The 17828-nt window shown below is 72.1% G+C and carries 15 protein-coding genes; 3 read left to right on the forward strand and 12 right to left on the reverse strand.

What is annotated here, in order from left to right; genetic code table 11:
- Positions 1–397: 397 nt before the first annotated feature.
- From ACZ45E_RS20095 to ACZ45E_RS20110, 4 genes are all read right to left on the reverse strand, one after another.
- Positions 398–1264 (reverse strand): alpha/beta fold hydrolase, encoded by an 867-nt coding sequence (locus tag ACZ45E_RS20095; protein ID WP_468222350.1) that lies wholly within the window; start codon positions 1262–1264, stop codon positions 398–400.
- Positions 1265–1291: 27 nt separating this feature from the next.
- The gene (locus tag ACZ45E_RS20100) at positions 1292–2533 is read right to left on the reverse strand and encodes a beta-ketoacyl-[acyl-carrier-protein] synthase family protein (RefSeq protein WP_468222352.1); all 1242 of its coding nucleotides are present in this window, start codon (positions 2531–2533) and stop codon (positions 1292–1294) included.
- Positions 2530–2769: an acyl carrier protein gene (locus ACZ45E_RS20105; RefSeq protein WP_468222353.1), complete on the reverse strand. Its 240-nt coding sequence runs from the start codon at positions 2767–2769 to the stop codon at positions 2530–2532. The genes ACZ45E_RS20100 and ACZ45E_RS20105 overlap by 4 nt, the downstream gene beginning before the upstream one ends.
- A gap of 125 nt (positions 2770–2894) precedes the next feature.
- The gene (locus tag ACZ45E_RS20110; protein WP_468222354.1) at positions 2895–3209 is read right to left on the reverse strand and encodes a WhiB family transcriptional regulator; all 315 of its coding nucleotides are present in this window, start codon (positions 3207–3209) and stop codon (positions 2895–2897) included.
- Positions 3210–3430: 221 nt separating this feature from the next.
- Here ACZ45E_RS20110 and ACZ45E_RS20115 point away from each other — a divergent pair, with 221 nt between their 5' ends.
- Together ACZ45E_RS20115 and ACZ45E_RS20120 are read left to right on the forward strand one after the other, a co-directional pair.
- Positions 3431–4390 (forward strand): pyridoxal-phosphate dependent enzyme, encoded by a 960-nt coding sequence (locus tag ACZ45E_RS20115; protein ID WP_468222356.1) that lies wholly within the window; start codon positions 3431–3433, stop codon positions 4388–4390.
- Between the two features lie 208 nt (positions 4391–4598).
- Positions 4599–4781: a DUF5302 domain-containing protein gene (locus ACZ45E_RS20120; RefSeq protein ID WP_468222357.1), complete on the forward strand. Its 183-nt coding sequence runs from the start codon at positions 4599–4601 to the stop codon at positions 4779–4781.
- Positions 4782–4913: 132 nt separating this feature from the next.
- On the opposite strand, the gene dnaE is transcribed toward ACZ45E_RS20120, so the two are convergent.
- Together dnaE and ACZ45E_RS20130 are read right to left on the reverse strand one after the other, a co-directional pair.
- On the reverse strand, positions 4914–8513 hold the full coding sequence (gene dnaE / locus ACZ45E_RS20125; RefSeq protein ID WP_468222359.1) for a DNA polymerase III subunit alpha: 3600 nt from the start codon (positions 8511–8513) through the stop codon (positions 4914–4916).
- 247 nt (positions 8514–8760) lie between these two features.
- Complete coding sequence (locus ACZ45E_RS20130) at positions 8761–9903, reverse strand: FAD-dependent oxidoreductase (RefSeq protein WP_468222360.1); 1143 nt, start codon at positions 9901–9903, stop codon at positions 8761–8763.
- A gap of 105 nt (positions 9904–10008) precedes the next feature.
- On the opposite strand from ACZ45E_RS20130, the gene ACZ45E_RS20135 reads away from it, so the two are divergent.
- Positions 10009–10713, forward strand: a complete 705-nt coding sequence (locus ACZ45E_RS20135) for a TetR/AcrR family transcriptional regulator (protein ID WP_468222362.1) — start codon at positions 10009–10011, stop codon at positions 10711–10713.
- 34 nt (positions 10714–10747) lie between these two features.
- Here the strand turns inward: ACZ45E_RS20135 and ACZ45E_RS20140 are convergent, their stop codons facing one another.
- The 6 genes from ACZ45E_RS20140 to ACZ45E_RS20165 form a co-directional block, all read right to left on the reverse strand.
- Complete coding sequence (locus ACZ45E_RS20140) at positions 10748–11323, reverse strand: transcriptional regulator (protein WP_468222363.1); 576 nt, start codon at positions 11321–11323, stop codon at positions 10748–10750.
- A complete protein-coding gene (locus tag ACZ45E_RS20145) occupies positions 11324–13021 on the reverse strand; it encodes a helix-turn-helix domain-containing protein (RefSeq protein WP_468222365.1) in 1698 nt (565 codons plus the stop codon).
- Positions 13018–13263 carry a hypothetical protein gene (locus ACZ45E_RS20150; RefSeq protein WP_468222366.1) on the reverse strand — a complete coding sequence of 82 codons (246 nt, stop codon included), beginning with the start codon at positions 13261–13263 and terminating at the stop codon, positions 13018–13020. The genes ACZ45E_RS20145 and ACZ45E_RS20150 overlap by 4 nt, the downstream gene beginning before the upstream one ends.
- A gap of 185 nt (positions 13264–13448) precedes the next feature.
- A complete protein-coding gene (locus ACZ45E_RS20155) occupies positions 13449–13874 on the reverse strand; it encodes an XRE family transcriptional regulator (protein ID WP_468222367.1) in 426 nt (141 codons plus the stop codon).
- A gap of 554 nt (positions 13875–14428) precedes the next feature.
- Positions 14429–15121, reverse strand: coding sequence for an RES domain-containing protein (locus ACZ45E_RS20160; protein ID WP_468222369.1), 693 nt, complete (start codon positions 15119–15121; stop codon positions 14429–14431).
- 267 nt (positions 15122–15388) lie between these two features.
- Entirely contained in the window at positions 15389–17737 is a 2349-nt protein-coding gene (locus ACZ45E_RS20165; RefSeq protein ID WP_468222370.1) for a WD40 repeat domain-containing protein, read from the reverse strand.
- Positions 17738–17828 lie beyond the last annotated feature (91 nt).

The raw sequence follows: 17828 nt of genomic DNA on the forward strand, positions 1-17828 counted from the left end.
TCTCCGACGTGAACCGGTCCCCCGTGAGCTGCATCCCGTCACCGGAGTCACCGGCGAACCGGATGACCACCCGATCCAGACGCCGGACATCCTTGGTCTCCACGGACATACGTGTGTTCCCTCTTCCGGCCTTGGCGCGATACACCCCGAGTGATGGACGGACGATGACCACCTTCGGGTATCCCGCTCGAAGCCGGTTGGAGCGCCGGACGACACCCTCCGGCCGCGCCCGCGCTCCATCGCGCCGCGAGCGCGCCTCCGCCGGGTGCGTGGATGTTCCTGTCGTGAGCTCCGAGGGCGACGGGCTCCATGGCGACGGTCATGGGCCCCCGCGGAGCGCCGCAGCGCCCGTCGGTGCCCCCACCATCCCCCGAGGGGCACCGGCGGGCCCCCTTCGTCACCGGCTGTGGGCCACCACGCGTACGGGCGCCGGAGAGGCGAGGTCTGCCGTGAAGTGGCGCAACGCCAGCGCCGCGACCTCCGCGGGCCGCTCGACCACGACGAGGTGGTCGGCGGAGTCGATGACGGTGAACTCGGCGCCCTCGATGGTCTCCGTGAAGGAACGTTGCCGCGCGACCGGAGTGAGGGTGTCGTGCGCGCCGCTGAAGACAAGGACCGGCACCGCCGGGAGGCGGCCTTCGGTGAGCGTGACCTCGGCGTCCAGTGAACGCCGGAGACCGAGCAGGGCGTTGGGGTTCCGCAGGTGCTTCAGCAGCGTCCGCCGGATACAGCGGCGGACCAGGTCCTGGTGGAGCACCTCCACGTCGGGGTCCATGCAGAACATCGTCTCCGCCATCATGGACGCGATCTCCTCGACCCGCCCCTCCGCAGCCGCCGCGGCGAGTTCGCGCGCCACGAGCTGCTGCTCGGGGGTCTTGCCCGTCGGTACGCCGCCGAGCATCAGGCGCACGATCCGCTCCGGGTGCTTCAGGGCGTACTGGTGGGCGACGATCGAACCGTACGAGTAGCCGAGCAGATTGATCCGCTCCGCGCCCAGATCGTCCACGGCCCGTTCCACCGCCCGGCACACCTGCTCCGGCGAGATGTGCTCGGCGGACACACCCGTGCCGTCGCCGACGTAGTCCAGGGTGACGACGTCCGCTGCCTGGTTCAGCGTCTCGTCGATGGGGTGCCAGCCGTACAGCCCCTGGAACACACCTCCCAGGAGGACGATCGGCGGGAGCTGCGACGCGGGCCGGCGGAGTGTGCGGTAGACGTACTGGACGCCGTCCACCGTCAGGGGGCGGACCACCTCGTCCGGCATGGATGCTCCTTCTCTCGTTGTCGGGGCTCAGGCGCGGGTGAGGACGAGGACGGCGTTGTGCCCGCCGAAGCCGAGCGAGGACGTCGCCGCGCACTCCAGACGTGCTCGCCGGGCGGCCCCGGCCACCACCTCCAGGGGGACCCCCGGGTCCTGCCGCTCCAGGTTCGCCGTCGGCGGGATGAGCTGGGCCTCCAGGGTGAGGGCGGTGAGGGCGGCCTCGATGCCGCCCGCGGCTCCCAACGCGTGGCCGGTCATGGCCTTGGTGGAGGTGAGGAGCGGGCTCTCGCCGAGGACCCGGTGCAGGGCGGCGCTCTCCACCAGGTCGTTGATGACGGTCGAGGTGCCATGGGTGTTGACGTGGCCGACGTCCGCCGCGGCCACGCCGGCGTCGGCCAGGGCGGCGCGCAGGGCCGTCTCGATACCGGCTCCCGATTCGTCGGGGGCCACGGGGGAGAAGGCGTCGTTGGACGATCCGTACCCGGCCAGCCGGGCCCGGGCCGTCGCGCCCCGGGCGCGGGCGTGGTCCGGGCGCTCCAGCACGAGGAGTCCTGCTCCCTCGCCGACGACGAAGCCGTCCCGGTCGGCGTCGAACGGCCTGCACGCGGCTGCCGGGTTCTCGGTGCGGGTGGAGAGCGCCCTCATCTGGCACGTACTGGCGAAGACCAGCCGGGAGGTGAGGGACTCCGCTCCGCCGGCGACCGCGATGTCGCAGCGTCCGGCGCGCAGCCAGCCCAGCGCGGTGCCGATCGCGTCGGTGCCCGAGGCGCAGGCCGTGCTGACGGCCAGGCTCGGGCCGCGAGCGCCGAGGTCTCTGCAGACACTGCTGGCGGCGTTGTTGGGCACGCTCAGGGGTGCGACCTTCGGGGAGACGCGGCGGGCGCCGCGCTCGGTGAGGACGGCCTGCTGCTCGTCGTAGAACCCGAGGCCGCCGTGGGCCGAGCCGATCACCACCGCGACGCGGCTGCTGTCCCAGGTGTCGGAGTCGAGCCCGGCGTCGGCGACCGCCTCGCGGGCCGCGACCACGGCCAGCTGGGCGAACCGGTCCATCAGCCGCATCTCCGCGCCGAGCCGCGCGTCGAGGTCCAGGCCCTCGACGGTGTACATGAAGTCGCACGGCAGCCCCTCGAGCGAGGCCGGTCTGCGCACCGACGACGGGACGGTGGCGCCGGTGATCTCGCTCCATGTCCGCTTGGCGTCCGTGCCGGCCGCGGTCACCAGGCCGATCCCCGTGACCTCGGCCGTGCAGCGCTCCGGTGCCGTCGCCGTCACTGCGCCGCCGCTGACTGCCGGCTCACGGCCGCCACGAGCTGTCCCACGGTGTCCCGGGACGTCAGGTGCACCTCTTCCAGATCGACCCGCAACTCGTCCTCGATCACCAGCCGCAGCTCTTCCAACGCCAGTGAGTCGATGCGCAGTTGGCACAACGGGACGTCGGGCTGCACAGACTGTGCGGGGAGTCTGAACATGTCGGTGAGCAGGCCGACGACGCGATCAGCAATGTTCAAAGTACCGCTCCTTGCATAGCACATGGTCAACGCCCACGAGACTGAACAACGCTGCCGCCATGCGTGAAGTTACGCCGCGCCCGTCTCCGTGTGGTTGTCGGATGTGCGGACCGCCACGCCGTCGGTCAGGAAGCCGCCGCGTCCCGCTCGTGCGCCGGCCCCCGGCCGTGTTCGGCGCGCGCCGAATCCAGGAGCAGGCGCCACGAGGAGACCGTCGGGCGGCGGCGCAGCAGCGCGCGGCGCTCGCGTTCGGTCATGCCGCCCCACACGCCGTGCTCGATCCGCTGGTCCAGCGCGTGGGAGAGGCACTCCGTCCTGACCACGCAGGCGGCGCAGATCCGCTTGGCGCCGGTCTGCGCGGCACCCTCGACGAACAGCTCCTCGGGGTCCGCCGTCCGGCACTCCGCTCGTTCCCACCAGGTGTCCCGGCTCTCCGCCACAGTCCCGCCCCTTGATCATCTCTGGTATCCGCATGCAGTTGGCGGGTGACAGTACGCCACCCGCCCGAGGTCAGGCAGCCCATCACCATTGGTTGAACGGGGAGTTACCGGGCGGGGATGGCCTCAGCTCGACATCGCCGCCCGCACACGGCACGGTGAGGCGGGGCGGCGCGGCGTTCGCGCCGCCCGGAACGTGTGAACGCGTGAGGGAGACAGGTGTGATGATCACAGTCGCGGACGTGGAAGCCGCGGCCGAGCTGATAGCCGGACATGTCGTACGGACCCCGACGGTGCCGAGTCCTGGGCTGTCCGCGCTGCTGGGCGCGCCGACCACGGTGAAGCTGGAACTGCTGCAGCACACCGGCTCGTTCAAGGCGCGGGGCGCGTACGCGAAACTGCTGGCGCTCAGCGAGGCCGAGCGCGCCGCCGGGGTCGTGGCCGTCAGTGGCGGCAACCACGGCATCGCGCTGGCGGTCGCGGCCGGCGCCCTGGACGTCAAGGCGACCGTCGTGATGCCGCGCTCCGCTCCCGCCCGCGCCGTGGAGATCGCCGGGGCGGCTGGGGCGAGCGTCCATGTCGCCGACTCCATGGACGGCGCGTTCGCCCTCGCGGCCGAGCTGGAGGGTTCGGGGCTGACGCTGGTCCACCCCTTCGACGACCCCGTCGTCATCGCCGCCCAGGGCACGGTCGGCCTGGAGTTCGCGCAGGATGCCGGGGAGCTCACCGACGTACTCGTCAGCATCGGTGGCGGAGGGCTGATCGCCGGTATCGCCACCGCGCTGCACGCGTACCGTCCCGGGGTGCGGATCTGGGGTGTGGAGACCGAAGGCGCTCAGGCCATGACGGCCGCCCTGGCCGCGCGCGGCCCGGTGCCGGTCGAACTGTCCTCGATCGTCTCGACCCTGAGCGCCCCCAGCGCCTCCCGGCTCACCTACGAGCATGTCGCGGCGCTCGTCACCGATGTGCTCAAGGTCACCGACGCCGAGGCCGTGCGGGGCACTCTCGACCTGGCCGAGCACGCGAAGGTCTGGGCCGAACCCGCCGCGGGGTGCCTGCTGCCCGCCGCCCGGCAGGTCCTTGCGCGCGTCGGGGAGGAGGCCAGGCTCGGTCTGGTCGTCTGCGGCGGCAACGCGAGCTTCGCGGACGTGTCCACCTGGGCCGAACGTTTCGGACTGCGCTGAGGGTTCGCGGCCCGTCACCGGCGCCGCGACCGCCCTGCGGGGCGTGCCGCCGGGGCTCGTGGAGCTACCGAAGCGACCGAAGCGACCGAAGACGGACATCGTGGCGGCTGCGCCCGACAGGACATAACCTGGGTGTGGTCTTCATGACCGGCGTCCGCGCGACTTCCCCCGATGTCGCCAGGACGTTCCCTACGGCAAGGAGGACCATATGACCGAAGCTCCGAAGGACGAACAGCCCGAGGACGAGATGCGCGCCAAGTTCAAGGAGGCTCTGGAGCGCAAGTCCCAGACCGCGCAGGCCAAGCAGGCGCACGAAGAGGGGCGCGGCAAGGTCAAGAGCATGAGCGGGCCCGTGGGCCGGAAGCGTGACTTCCGCCGCAAGACGGGCTGAGCACCGGCCTCTTGAGCCGGCGGGACCGCGACACCCCGGCACGGGGTGGCGCGGTCTTCTGCGTGTACGGCCTCTTCATATGAATGTATGGATGTATCGGGACTTTGGGCCCTTTGTGGATTTTACGGAGTTCTACGCCACTCCCTGCCAGGCGTCGGGGCCGAAGGATCCCTTGATGTCCGAGGCGATGGTGGCGGCGTTCACCAGCGAGGGAAGCTGGTAGACGGTGGTCCTGCGGGGGCCGCGCACCGCCACGTGGACCGGGTTCTGGCCGGGGTGGGCGCCCATGATGCGCCTGAGTTCGCCGATGAACTGTTCGGTGATCCGGTGGTACGGCAGGTGGAGCCGGACCGGGGCCGCCCCCTCGCGTTCGGCGGAGCTCACGTCGAGGACCTGTAGCTCCTGGCCGAAGACGCTGATGGCGCCGTCGCGGTCGTTGATGCGGCCCTGGACCGTGATGACGCTGTCCTCGACGAGCGCGGCGGCGACCAGCTGGTAGGTGGCGGGGAAGAAGAGGACCTCGATCGTTCCGTCGCGGTCGGCGAGGTTGACGATGGCCCACGCGTTGCCCTGCTTGGTCATCTTCGGCTGGACGCTGGTGACCAGGCCGGAGAGGCGGACCATGCCCTCGGTGCGGCCGGACGCCAGCAGGTCCACGATGGTGGTGTCGCGGTGGCCGGAGAGGATGTGCTCGGTACCGTCCAGCGGGTGGGCGGAGACGTACATGCCGAGCATCTCCCGCTCGGTGGCGAGGAGTTGCTTGCGCGGCCATTCGTCGTCGCTGATCGGCACGTCCAGGCTGAAGCCCCCGGCGTCGCCGCCGCCGTCGCCGCCGAGCCCGGCGAAGAGGTCGTCCTGCCCGTACGCGGCGGCCTTCTTCAGCGGGACGACCGCGTCGATGGCGCTCTCGTGGGCGGCGGACAGGCCCTTGCGGGTGTGCCCGAGGGAGTCGAAGGCGCCGGACTTGATGAGGGACTCCACGGCCCGCTTGTTCAGCGCGGGCAGGTCCACCTTGTCGAGGAAGTCGCCGAACGAGGTGTACTTGCCGGCCGACTTGCGGGCCTCGATGACCGATTCGATGACGTTGTCGCCGACGTTGCGCACGGAGAGCAGGCCGAAGCGGACGTCGTCGCCGACGGCCGCGAACTCCGCGAGGGACTCGTTCACGTCCGGCGCGAGGACGGTGACGCCGAGCTTGCGGGCGTCGGCGAGGTAGATGCCGGCCTTGTCCTTGTCGTCGCCGACGGAGGTGAGCAGGGCCGCCATGTACTCGGCCGGATAGTTGGCCTTGAGGTAGGCGGTCCAGTAGGAGACGAGCCCGTAGCCGGCGGTGTGGGACTTGTTGAAGGCGTAGCCGGAGAAGGGGAGCATGACGTCCCAGATGGCCTTGATGGCCTCTTCCGAGTAGCCGTTGGTCTCCATGCCGTCGTGGAACTTCTGCCACTCGGCTTCCAGTACCTCGGCCTTCTTCTTGCCCATCGCGCGGCGCAGCATGTCGGCGCCGCCCAGGGTGTAGCCGGCCAGCGTCCGGGCGATGGCCATGATCTGCTCCTGGAAGATGAGCAGGTGGTGGGTGGAGCCGAGGATCGGGTCGAGGACTTCCTTGAGCTCGGGGTGGATCGGGTCCGGGTGCTGCTTGCCGTTCTGCCGCAGCGCGTAGTTGGTGTGCGCGTTGGCGGCCATCGGTCCTGGCCGGTACAGGGCGAGGGCGGCGGCGATGTCCTCGAAGCGGGAGGGCTCCATCAGTTTCAGCAGGGCGCGCATGCCGCCGCCGTCGAGCTGGAACACACCGAACGTGTCACCCCGGCCGAGGAGTTCGAAGGTCTTCTTGTCGTCGAGCGGGATGACGGTGACGCTCTCGTCGCCGTCGCCCGGGTCGACGGTGGCCAGTTTCACGCCGCGGTTCTCGCGGATGTTCTCGAGCGCGTGGTCGATGACGCCCAGGTTGCGCAGGCCGAGGAAGTCCATCTTGACCAGCCCCATGTTCTCGCAACTGGGGTAGTCGAAGCCGGTGATCTTGACGCCGTCCTTGGCGCGCATGTGCAGCGGGATGCGCTCGGTCAGCTTCGTCTTGGACAGGATCACCGCGGCGGCGTGCACACCGGTGCCGCGCGTCAGACCCTCGACGCCCTTCGCGGTGTCCATGACCTTGCGGACGTCCGGCTCGTTCTCGTACATCTGCCGGATCTCGCCCGCCTCGCCGTAGCGCGGGTGGGCGGGGTCGAAGATGCCGTCGAGCGGGATCGACTTGCCCATGATGTCCGGCGGCAGCGCCTTGGTGATGCGCTCCCCGTGCTGGAAGGGGTAGCCGAGGATCCGGGAGCTGTCCTTGATCGCGTTCTTGGCCTTGATCTTGCCGAACGTGTTGACCATCGCGGTGTACTCGTCGCCGTACTTCTCGGTGACGTAGCGGACCATGGCGTCGCGCCTGCGGTCGTCGAAGTCGAGGTCGACGTCGGGCGGGTTGATGCGCTCGGGGTTGAGGAACCGCTCGAAGAGCAGGCCGTGCTCCAGCGGGCACAGCTCGGTGATGCGGGTCGCGTACGCCACGATCGAGCCGGTGGCCGAGCCACGCCCCGGGCCGACGGGGATGCCGTTCTCGCGGGCGTGCCGGCAGATGTCGGCGACGACGAGGAAGTACGAGGAGAAGCCCATCGGCCCGATGACCGTCATCTCGGTCTCGAACCGCTCCGTGACCTCGGCCGGGAGCGGGGAGCCGTAGCGCATGGCGAGCCCTTCGAGGCACTCCTTGCGCAGCCAGGACTCCTGCGTCTCGCCGTCGGGGACGTCGGGATACTGCGGCATCTCGTCGACGTTTTCAAAGACGCTGTCGTAGGACTGGACGCGCTCGGCGATCAGGAGCGTGTTGTCGCAGGCGTCGGGGAGTTCGGCGAACAGCTCGCGCATCTCGGCGGCGGTCTTGAGGTAGTAGCCGTTGCCGTTGAAGCGGAACCGCTTCTCGTCGGCCTTGTTCTTGCCGACGCCGATGCACAGCAGGTTGTCGTGTGCGTCGGACTGGTCCTGGTGCACGTAGTGCGCGTCGTTGGTGGCGAGGAGGGGGATGTTCAGGTCCTTGGCGAGGCGCAACAGCCCGTCGCGGACGTCCCGTTCGATGGACAGGCCGTGGTCCATCAGCTCCAGGAAGTAGCTGTCGCGGCCGAAGATGTCCTGGTAGGCGGCGGCGACCTCGCGGGCCTCCGCGTACTGGTTCAGCCGCAGCCGGGTCTGGACCGCGCCCGAGGGGCAGCCGGTCGTGGCGATGATGCCCGCGGCGTGCTCGCTGATCAGCTCCCTGTCCATCCGGGGCTTGCCCGCCGGGAACTGGCCGGTGTAACTCGCCTCGGTGGACAGGGAGAAGAGGTTCTTCAGGCCCTGGACGTTCTCCGCCCACATCGTCATGTGGGTGAACCGGCCACCGCCCGAGACGTCCTTGGAGCCCTCGCCGTCGTCCGACATGGCCCGCTGTCCGCCGGGGCCCCAGAACTCCTGCTTGCGGTTGCGGCGCGAGGACGGGGCGACGTACGCCTCGATGCCGATGATGGGCTTGACGCCCTCGAAGCCCTTGCTCACCGAGTGGAACTCGTACGCACCGAACATGTTGCCGTGATCGCTCATGGCGACGGCGGGCATGCCCTGGCGCTCGACCTCGGCGTACATCGGCTTGAGCTTCTGCGCGCCGTCGAGCATCGAGTATTCGGTGTGATTGTGCAGGTGAACAAAGGAATTCGGCACAGGCCGGGCACCTCCGGGGGGTCGTGGTTCGGGGAGTACGAGGCTGCACCCTAACCCCGGAAGATGATCGGATTCCGCCCGTCGGCGGCCATGGAAATCGCCCCGCCCGGACCTGGCGCGGGTGACCTCGCGGTCTCACGCAGAGAAGTCGGCACACTCCTCGGCGTGGCGCCGTATCGCGTGTCGCGGGCGATCTTCAACGCGGCGGAACACGCCGGTCGCGGCGGCCTGTGGGGCGAACGGCGGCCTATCGGGTGAAGAGGGCGAGCAGGCCCTCGGGGGCCTGGGGGCCGAACATCCGCGTGTGCAGGTCCTCGCCGTCGGCGGCGGCCTCGGCGCTGCGCGGGAACATGGCCCGTTCGTACGCGGTGAGCGCGGTCTCCAGGTCGCCGGGGTGCGCGGCGACGGCCCGGCCGAGTTCGGCGCCGTCGAGCATGGCCAGGTTGGCGCCCTCGCCGTTCGGGGCCGAGAGGTGCGCGGCGTCGCCGACCAGCGTCACCCCCGGCACCCGCTCCCACCGGTGCCCGGTCGGCAGGGCGTGCAGGGCGCGCAGGACCGGCGGCGTCTCCCCGTCGGTGATCAGCGCGGTGAGCTCCGGCGCCCAGCCGTCGAACTCCTCGGCGATCCGCGCGGCGGCCGCGGCGGGGTCGGTGAAATCGACGGCGGCGAACCAGTCCTGCGACGCGGAGAGCGCCACATACGTGTGAAGGGTCCCGCCGCTCTCCCGGTGGGCCTGGATGCCTTTGCCCGGTGCGAGTGCGAACAGCGCCCCGCCGCCGACCGCTTTCGCGGCGGCCGGGTGCCGGGTGTCGGCGTCGGACAGGTAGGTCTCGACGAACGACCGGCCGAGGTACTCGGGTGTCGCGCCGGAGAGCAGCGGCCGGACCCGGGACCACGCGCCGTCCGCGCCGACCAGCAGGCGGGTGGTGACCGAGGTGCCGTCGGCGAACGTCACCTCGTGGCGCCCCTCGCCGAGGGCGCGGACGCCGGCGGCCTTGTGCCCCCAGCGGACGGTGCCGGGCGGCAGCGAGTCGAGCAGGATCTGCCGCAGTGCGCCGCGCTGGACCTCGGGGCGGCCGTTCTCGCCGGCGTCGTCGAACAGCACGGTGCCGTCCGGGGCGAGGACCCGGGTCGCCTCGCGGCCCTCCAGGACGAGACCGCGGAACTCGTCCGTCAGGCCGGCCGCCTCCAGGGCCGGCTGGCCGTTCTCCTCGTGGATGTCGAGCAGGCCGCCCTGCGACCGCGCGGTGGCGGAGGGCTCGGCCTCGTGGACGGTGGACGGGATGCCGTGGACGTGCAGGACGCGGGCGAGCGTGAGGCCGCCGAGTCCGGCGCCGATGATCGTGACGTTCAGAGGGTCGGCGGTGTTCGGGGTGTGCGGAGTGTTCATGGGAGAGCCTTTCTGGAGCGTCGTTCCAGTGTTGGAACGGCGCTCCAGAAAAGTCAAGCTGGAACGCTGTTCCACCGCCCGCCCCCGCCGTGCGAAGATGGCGGTATGGCAGCAAGGACGCGCAGGTCACAGCGGCGCACCGAGGCGCTCTCCCGCGAGCGCATCGTCGGCACCGCCATCGAGTTGCTCGACACCGCAGGCGAGGGCGGGCTGACCTTCCGTGCGCTGACCGAGCGCCTCGCCACGGGGCCCGGCGCGATCTACTGGCATGTGGCGAACAAGGGCGAGCTGCTCGCCGCCGCCACGGACGATCTCGTGGCCGCCGCGCTGTCCACCGGCCCCGCCGCGGGCACCCCGCGGGACGAGATCCGTGCGGTCGCGCTCGGCCTCTTCGACGCGATCGACGCACATCCGTGGCTCGCCACCCAGCTCGCCACGCAGCTCGCCCACACCCCCTGGCAGTCGGTGACGCCGCGGATCTTCGAGCGCATCGGGCGGCAGGTCCAGGCGCTCGGCGTGCCCGAAGGCAGCTGGTTCACGGCGACGTCCGCGCTGGTGCACTACATCCTCGGCGCCGCCGGGCAGAACGCCGCCAACACCGCGAGCGGCCGCACGCTAGGGCCCGGCACGGACCGCGGCGAGTTCCTCGACGGCGTGTCGCGGGCGTGGGAGGAGCTCGACCCCGACGACTACCCGTTCAGCCGGGCCGTCGCGGCCCAGCTGCGCGACCACGACGACCGCGAGCAGTTCCTCGCCGGGGTCGCCCTCGTCCTCGGGGGCATCACCGCGAACCCCTCGCCCGGCGCGTAGCCCGCGCCGCGCCTGCGCAGCGCCTACGCAGCGCCTACGCAGCGAAACCGATGTTGGTGACGTACTCGTACTCGCCCCACTGCGAGCCGAGATCGACGACCACGTCGTTGATCCAGGCGTCGTCGAGCGCCGCGCCGTCGTCCGCGGCCCAGGCCTCGACGATGCGGTCCCAGCGGCGGACGTTGAGGGTGCGGTAGTCGACGACGCGCTGGAGCGGGCGGGGCACCTGGGACTGGTTGAGGGGGTGGAACTCGACGCGGGTGCCGCGGCCCTGGCGGTTGAGGCGGGCCAGCAGGTGCCGCGAGACGTTGGCGCGACGCACCGTGCGGTAGGCGGCGTCGATGCGTTCCAGGTTCTTCCTCGACGGCGACCGACGCCCGTCGAGCCACGCTTTCAGGGTCCGGTCGGTGACGGTGAGCCCGGCCGCGCGGGCAGCCGCCTTCGCGTGGCCGGTGCGGGTCAGGTAGTGCAGGCGGGCCAGCAGACCGCGGCGCTGGGTGACGGGGGTCGCGACGAAGCCGGCGAGCTGGTCGAGCTGGCGGGCCACGGCCTCGTGCCCCTTGATGCCCTGCGCCCCGAACTTCCCGAACTCCCTGTTCCTCTGCGGCACTTACTCGCCCTCCAGCTCGGTCGTCCGGTGGTCGTCCTGAGCGGTTCCCGCGGTGTAGACATCCTTGACCTTCACCTCGGTGACACCGCGCCCCTCGGGGAAGACCCGGCGCCAGTCACCGATGAGGTGGAGCTCGTCGGTGCCCATCGCGCGGACGACTGTGAGCCCCTCCTCGTACGCCTTGAGCGCCTTCATCCAGAGGTTGGCGAAGGCCTGGGAGCGGACCAGGTGCATCCAGTCCGGGCGGTACAGCTCCCGGTTGTAGTTCGACTCCCCCATCGTCGAGACGAACTTGGAGTACATCGCCTTCACGTACTCCAGGGTCACGTCGTCGTCCTCGGCGAGGGCCGTGTCGCGGGCGTCCTTGAGCGCGATCCGGAACTTCTCCAGGAGGTTCTCCGTGGCGCCCGAGGTGTACGACTCGTGGATCTCGGGCGGGTCGCAGAGGCCGTGCCTGGGCCCCGAGAGGCGCTGGAGGAGGCGCAGGGTGGGTTCGGTGACCCACAGCGGGCCCGGCTCGTCGCGCTGTCCGAGCGGGTTGGGCAGTACGTCGTCGTGGAGCCAGGGCGCCGGAGTGATCAGGTGGACGCCGGAGCGCCGCCGGTCGTGGTCGAAGCCGGTGGAGTGCTCCAACTGGCCGATGGGGAGATGGGTCTTCAGGGCGGAGAGGTAGGCGCCGTTGATGTCGAGGGCCGTCACCTCGTGCTCGCCGGGCGGGAGTCCGGGCCGGGTCCACTTGGGCCGGGCCTCCCAGATCTGGTCGGCGCCGCGCGAGGTCTGCTTCTTGAGGATGTCCGGCATCCAGGGGTGCGCGATCACGTCGTACCTGGCGCCCTTGCGGGTCTCGTCCAGCAGCGCCATCGCGTCCGGGATCGCCCGCTTGACCAGCGCCGCGGTCGCGGCCTCCACGTCCCCTTCATGGGCGGCGAGCGCGGCGCGGACGGCCTGCCCGATGAGGTCGCCCGGCTCGTTGGACGGCTGGAAGGCGCGCCGGGTCGGCGGCTTGGACGTCTCCCGTGCCCGCCGCTCGGAGGACCGGGGGGCCCGGTCCGGGGGCGCGGGTGCGGGGGCCGGGTCCGGGGTCACGGGGGCTGGGGCGGGGGGCCCGGATGCGGGGGCCGGGTCCGGGGATGCGGGGGCTGGCGCCGGGTCCAGGGATGCGGACGCGGGGGCGGAAGCAGGGGCGGGGGCTGTGGCTCCGGAGGCCCGGCCGCAGTCGGCGGGGTCGAGGTGCTGGGTGAAACCGGCCACCCGCTGGCCCGCCGGCTGCCCGCACAGGACGCAGGGCTCGGGCACGGGCAGCGCCTCGACCTCGTCGTCGGGCTCCACGGCCGCGGCGGCGGGCTCGTCGGGTACGGGCCGCTCGGCGGCGGGCTCGTCGGGTGCGGGCCGCTCGGCGGCGGGCGGCGCGGCCGTCTCCGGTGCGCCGGTGGCCGCCGCGAGTTTGGCGGCCAGGCCGTCCAGGAAGTACGCGTACTTCCTGCGGATGTCGCCGGCCGGGTCGCGGCCCGTCTCCCAGCCGGTGAGCGTGGACGGGCTCACGCCGAGCGCCCGCGCCACCTGGGCCTTCGAGAGGCGGGCCTGTTCGCGCAGGTCACGGCGGACATCGGGGGCGGGTAGCTCGGCTTCGGGGGCGATCGATTCGAGCAGCGAGTCGATGGCGCCGAAGCCGCTGTCGGCGCTGTCGGAGGCACTCATGAACCGGTCGCCTTTCGCTTGGCCCGGCGACGCTCCGCCAGGGCCGGGGTGACAGTCTCCTTCACCCGCTGCTCGCCCCACCCGGTGAGGCGCGCCGCGCGCCCGATCCGGCCGTGGGAGGGGCGTCCGGTCACCGGGTCCCTGGACAGATAGCCGCGCAGCGCCTCGGCGACCCGCTCCTCGGCCGCCCGCAAGGCGGCCACCGCGTCGGCGAGTTCCCGCTCGTCGTCCCTGTCCGTCACGCCCGCATTGTCGAAAGTTCCCGGACCGAAGTCAATTCACGGACGGTCCGCGGAAAGGTGACGTCGCGGCAGGTCGGCGTGGTGCCGCGGCCGTCCGCGCGGCGCACGGCGAACAGCCGTCCCCGCGCCCGGTGTAGGGGCGGGAACGGCTGTCGGGCGAGCGTGGCGCGGAGTGCGGGCGCGGTTCAGGACTCGGCGGGCACCGTGCTGGGGGCGCTCTCGGTGGCCTCCACATAGGCGCGGGCCGCGACCATGACGTCCCGGGCGCGGTCGTCGGCGATACACATGGCCGGGGCCATGTCCTCCAGCTGCGGGTTCATGCCGATCATCCAGGCGCGGGCCGTATACACGGACTCCGCGGCCTGGATCAGATGGAAGATCTGGATGGCGTCGATCAACCGGGCCTCGGCCTCGGGCCGGGGCCTGCTGGTACCGGCGGCCCAGCGGCCCACCTGCTTGGCGTCGTTGATGCCCGCCATCCGCGCGGTGAGCCGCTGTCCGAGGTTGTCCTGAAGGAAGCGCGCGATGTCGGCGATGGGGGTGCTGACAGCGGCGCTGTGGGCCTTGAGGGCGGCGGAAGCGGTCCGGGGCTTGGTCTGGGTCGCGGGCATGGCAGTCTCCCTCGCTGACCCGGCGTGCGTCACCTGGGGAACCAGGAGGTGAGCGCGTGCCGGGCGACGGGTGGTAAGGCTCGACGGTGCGGCGCCTTGGCGGCGGTGCGGGCCGTCGAGAGGGGAACGCTTCGGGGGGTGCTGCGTGCCCGCGGGGAAGCGTGACCGCTGCGGGGCTCGGTACGGCCGCTCGTACGGCTGTCGTCGGCAGGGGCGGAGGGCGGCGCGGGCCGCTCGGGCAGGCCGGCCGACCGTCGCGGTCCGTGCGGTGACCGCTGCCTGTACTGCTTCATGACGCCCTCCCTCCTAGGTATGTAACCAAAAGCCTACCCAGGGTGGTAGGTCAACTCCACCTGTAGGCGACGACTTTGAGGAAGGGTCATATGCCACGATGCATGATCGAAAACACCGTTCCAGCGGCCCTCACCTGCGGGTTCATCGGATTTCGAGGGTTTTCGGCCACTCACCCGGTCACCACATTTGGCTGCTTTCCATCGATCGGCAGACCCCTTTCGAGGTGGGATTCAGGTGCGTTCCAGGTGTGGTTCGGGGGGTCAGAACATCTGGAGACCGTACTCGTGGGCGACCGACCGCAGCGGTTCCGACTCCGGGAAGACATAGGTGGATTCGAGGCGCTCGACGGTGGTGTTGTCGAAGACCGCCCAGCACTGGCGCATGCCGAAGCGGGACTTGTACGCGATGCCGTGGATGCTCGGGGCGCCCTCCGGGGTGCGCTGGGCGTGGGCCCAGCGGGCGATGGCCCGGGTGAGGCGGCGGTGGTAGCCCTGGGTGTGTTCGCGGGTGAGTTCGGGCCGGGTGACGCCAAGCTCCCGCAGCCGCGGCTCCAGCAGGGCGGTGAGGGCCTTGAGGGTGGCGTCGTCGTCGACGTCCAGGAAGCGGCTCTCCTTGGCGGGTTCTAATCGCAGCAGGGTGTGCTTGGCACTCCAGTCGCGGACCATCTTCCCCGGCCCCACGAAGTACGGCTCGTGCCAGTCGAGGTCGACGAGTTCGCGCATGTCGGGGTGGACGCGGAACGGGGCCAGCGCTTCGGCGAAGCAGCCGTCCTGCTGGGAGGCGCAGTAGAGGGTGCCGTAGGTGCTGGCGCTCCAGGCGTTGCCCGCCGCGCTGCTCTCGTCGGCCGGGGCGAGCGTGTCGTAGCTGAGCGGGTCAGGGGTCTTTCCCAGTCGCCATACGCCCTCGGAGGGGGCCGGTATCAGTCTGACGTCGGCTGCTGGGGTGGAGATCATGGGCTCGCGGCTCCGGTGGTCGTCCGTCCGGGCCGTCCGAACGGGGCGGCCCGCCGGCTCCGTCCCGGCGGGCTTGGGGTGGTCTGCTGTGCCGCGTGTCCTGGACAGGGGCAGGACAGGGGCCAATTGATCAATTGTGGTGGCCGGGCGGCCGGGACGCGAGTCACTTGCGAGACATCCCGGGGGCGCACGAGGCATTCCGGGGGGCGCATAGGCCGTGAGCATGTGCGAAGTGACCCTGCGGGGCCGGGCGTCTCCTCGTGCGTTTCAGCGGGCCAGGGCCGGATGGGTCAGGTCCAGGGTGGTCAGGACCGTGCCCGCGTGTCCGGCCAGGGCCAGGTCGGCGGCGCCGGTGCCGGGGTACGGCGTGGCGTCCAGCCAGGTCAGCGGGGACGCCGTCGCCACGGTGAGCAGCGGCCTGGAGGTGGCCGCGTCCCACAGCTGGACGATGCCGTCGCGGGAGGCGCTGACGACGTAGGTGCGGTGCTCGGCCGTGAAGGTGGCCACGGCGTGCACCGGGGCGTGATGGCCCGTCAGGCGCGGGCCGACGGGCCGGCCGGTGGCCAGGTCCCACAGCCGGACGTCTGCCTGGTCGCCCGCGGTGACCAGGAACGGCGGAAGGCCGTCGGCGGGGTCGGTGTTGAGGGCGAGCGCGTGGATGATGCCCTGGTCGCAGCGGATCCGGTCGGCGCTGTCGTCGGGCGTGTCGGGGTCCCACAGGCGGACGACGCTCTCGGTGCCCGCGGTGGCGAGCCACGGCCTGCCCTGGTCCGTGCAGGCGGCGGCGAGCGCCTTGACGCTCATCGTGTGGCCGTTCCAGGTGCGCAACAGGCTGGAGGTGTGCAGGTCCCACAGGCGGACGCGGTAGTCGTCCGAGGCCGTCAGCAGCAGGGCCAGGGCGCCGTCCGCGCTCACGCAGGCGGTGAGGTGGCGGGTGGGCGCGCCGCAGTCGAGGGGGGTCAGCGGTGGTGTGCCGGGCGCCGCCGGGTCCCAGCCGTGGACGGTGCCGGTGGTGTCGGCGCACAGCAGCAGGTGCTGGGCGGAGCGGCGTGCCCAGGTCACGCCGAGAACGGGTGCGGCGCCGGTGAACGCGGTGGTCGCCTGCCCCGTGCGGGCGGCGGTCAGGCGGACGGTGGTGCCGTGGGCCGTCGCGATGAGCGGGCCGCTGTCGCTGTGCCACAGCGCGGTGCCGGTGGCGTGGCGGGGCGCGGGGGTGTGGCCCTCGCTCAGGCCGCGCTCGATGTCGGCCGCGGTCCACAGGCGCAGGGTGGCGTCGGCGGCCCCCGACAGGAGCGCGCCCGGGTGGTCCGGGTTCTCGGGCAGGGCGGCGAGCGCGGTGACGGTGTCGGTGTGGCCGCGCAGTTCGGCGACGGTGCCGGTGGCGGGCTCCCACAGGGTGACGGTGCGGCCGCGGGCGGCGGCCAGAACCGTGTTCTCGTCGTCCAGGTCGAGCCGGCACAGGTCCTTGACGGGTTCGCCGTGGCCGGGCGCGGTGGCGGGCAGCCGTCCCCCGTCGACGGACCAGGAGGTGATGCCGCCGTCCGCGTGCCCGCAGTGGAAGAGGCCGGGTTCGGCGTCGGCGACCACCGTGCGGGCGGGGGTGGGCAGGGGGTGCACGGCGCGGACGGTGCCGTCGAGCCGATGCACGGTCAGGTCCTTGGCCGCGTGGACGAGGACGCGCTCGCCGTCGGTGTCGATCAGCGTGGCCAGGGCGCCGCGCAGCACGGGGGGCGCGGTGGCGGCGGTGCGCGAGGGTGCGGGGTCGGCCCAGCCGGCCAGTTCGCTGCGCCCGTTGACCGACCAGACGGTGAGGTCGCCCCGGTCGTCGAAGCAGCACAGGGCGTCGTCGAACCAGGTGGTGTCGGTGTGGCAGCCCAGGGAGGCGTGCCGGTGCGCGTCCCACAGCCGTACGGTGCCGTCCGTGCCGGCGGTGACCAGGTACTGCCGCTGGTCGGGGCGGGCCGGGCTGACGTGCAGGGCGCGGATCTCGCCGGTGTGCGCGGCGAGCGGGGCGCCGGCCGGGCGGGCGGTGGCGGCGTCGAGGAACTCGAGGGTGCCGGTCGCGGTGGCGACGGCGACCTGGAGGCCGCGCGGGTGGTCCAGGGTGAGCAGGCGGGTGGGCGTGGCGGGGAGCGTCGCCCAGATGTTCGCGGACGGGCGCCAGTCGGCGAAGTGGACGGTGAGGGGGCTGTCGGGGGGCGGCGCGGCCTCGGGCGGCATCCGGGTGCGCGGGGTGCCCGGGTAGGTGAGGGCGGTGTGGGCGAGGTGGAGGCTGGCCATCCGGGACGGCAGCGACGCCTCGCGCAGGTAGGGCTCTATCGCGGACCAGGCGGTGAGCCAGTGCCGGGGGCCGGCGGCCGGGGCGTCGTGGAGCAGCGCGCGGATGCCGCCGCCGGTGTCCCAGGCGAGCGCCTGCGGCGGGACCCGCGCGTCGTCCAGGACGTGCCCGAGCGCGGCGTGCCGGGCCAGGTGCTGGCGGGCGTACGGCGGGGGTGGCTGACCGGGGTCGGTGCTCAGCGCGGCGAGCCGCGCCGCGATCCGCGCATGCACGGCGGCTTCCCCGCCGCCGTCGTCCACCGGCTCGTACCCGCGCGCGGCGTCGCGGCGCCCGCTCACGGGGTGCGCTCCGGTTGGCGGCGAGCCACCTGGGGCGAGGCGGTCGGCGTACGGGGGAGGCGGGCCGGGCCCGGCCCGGTGGCATCCGCGG

The organism is Streptomyces sp. NPDC030991 (assembly GCF_055571235.1).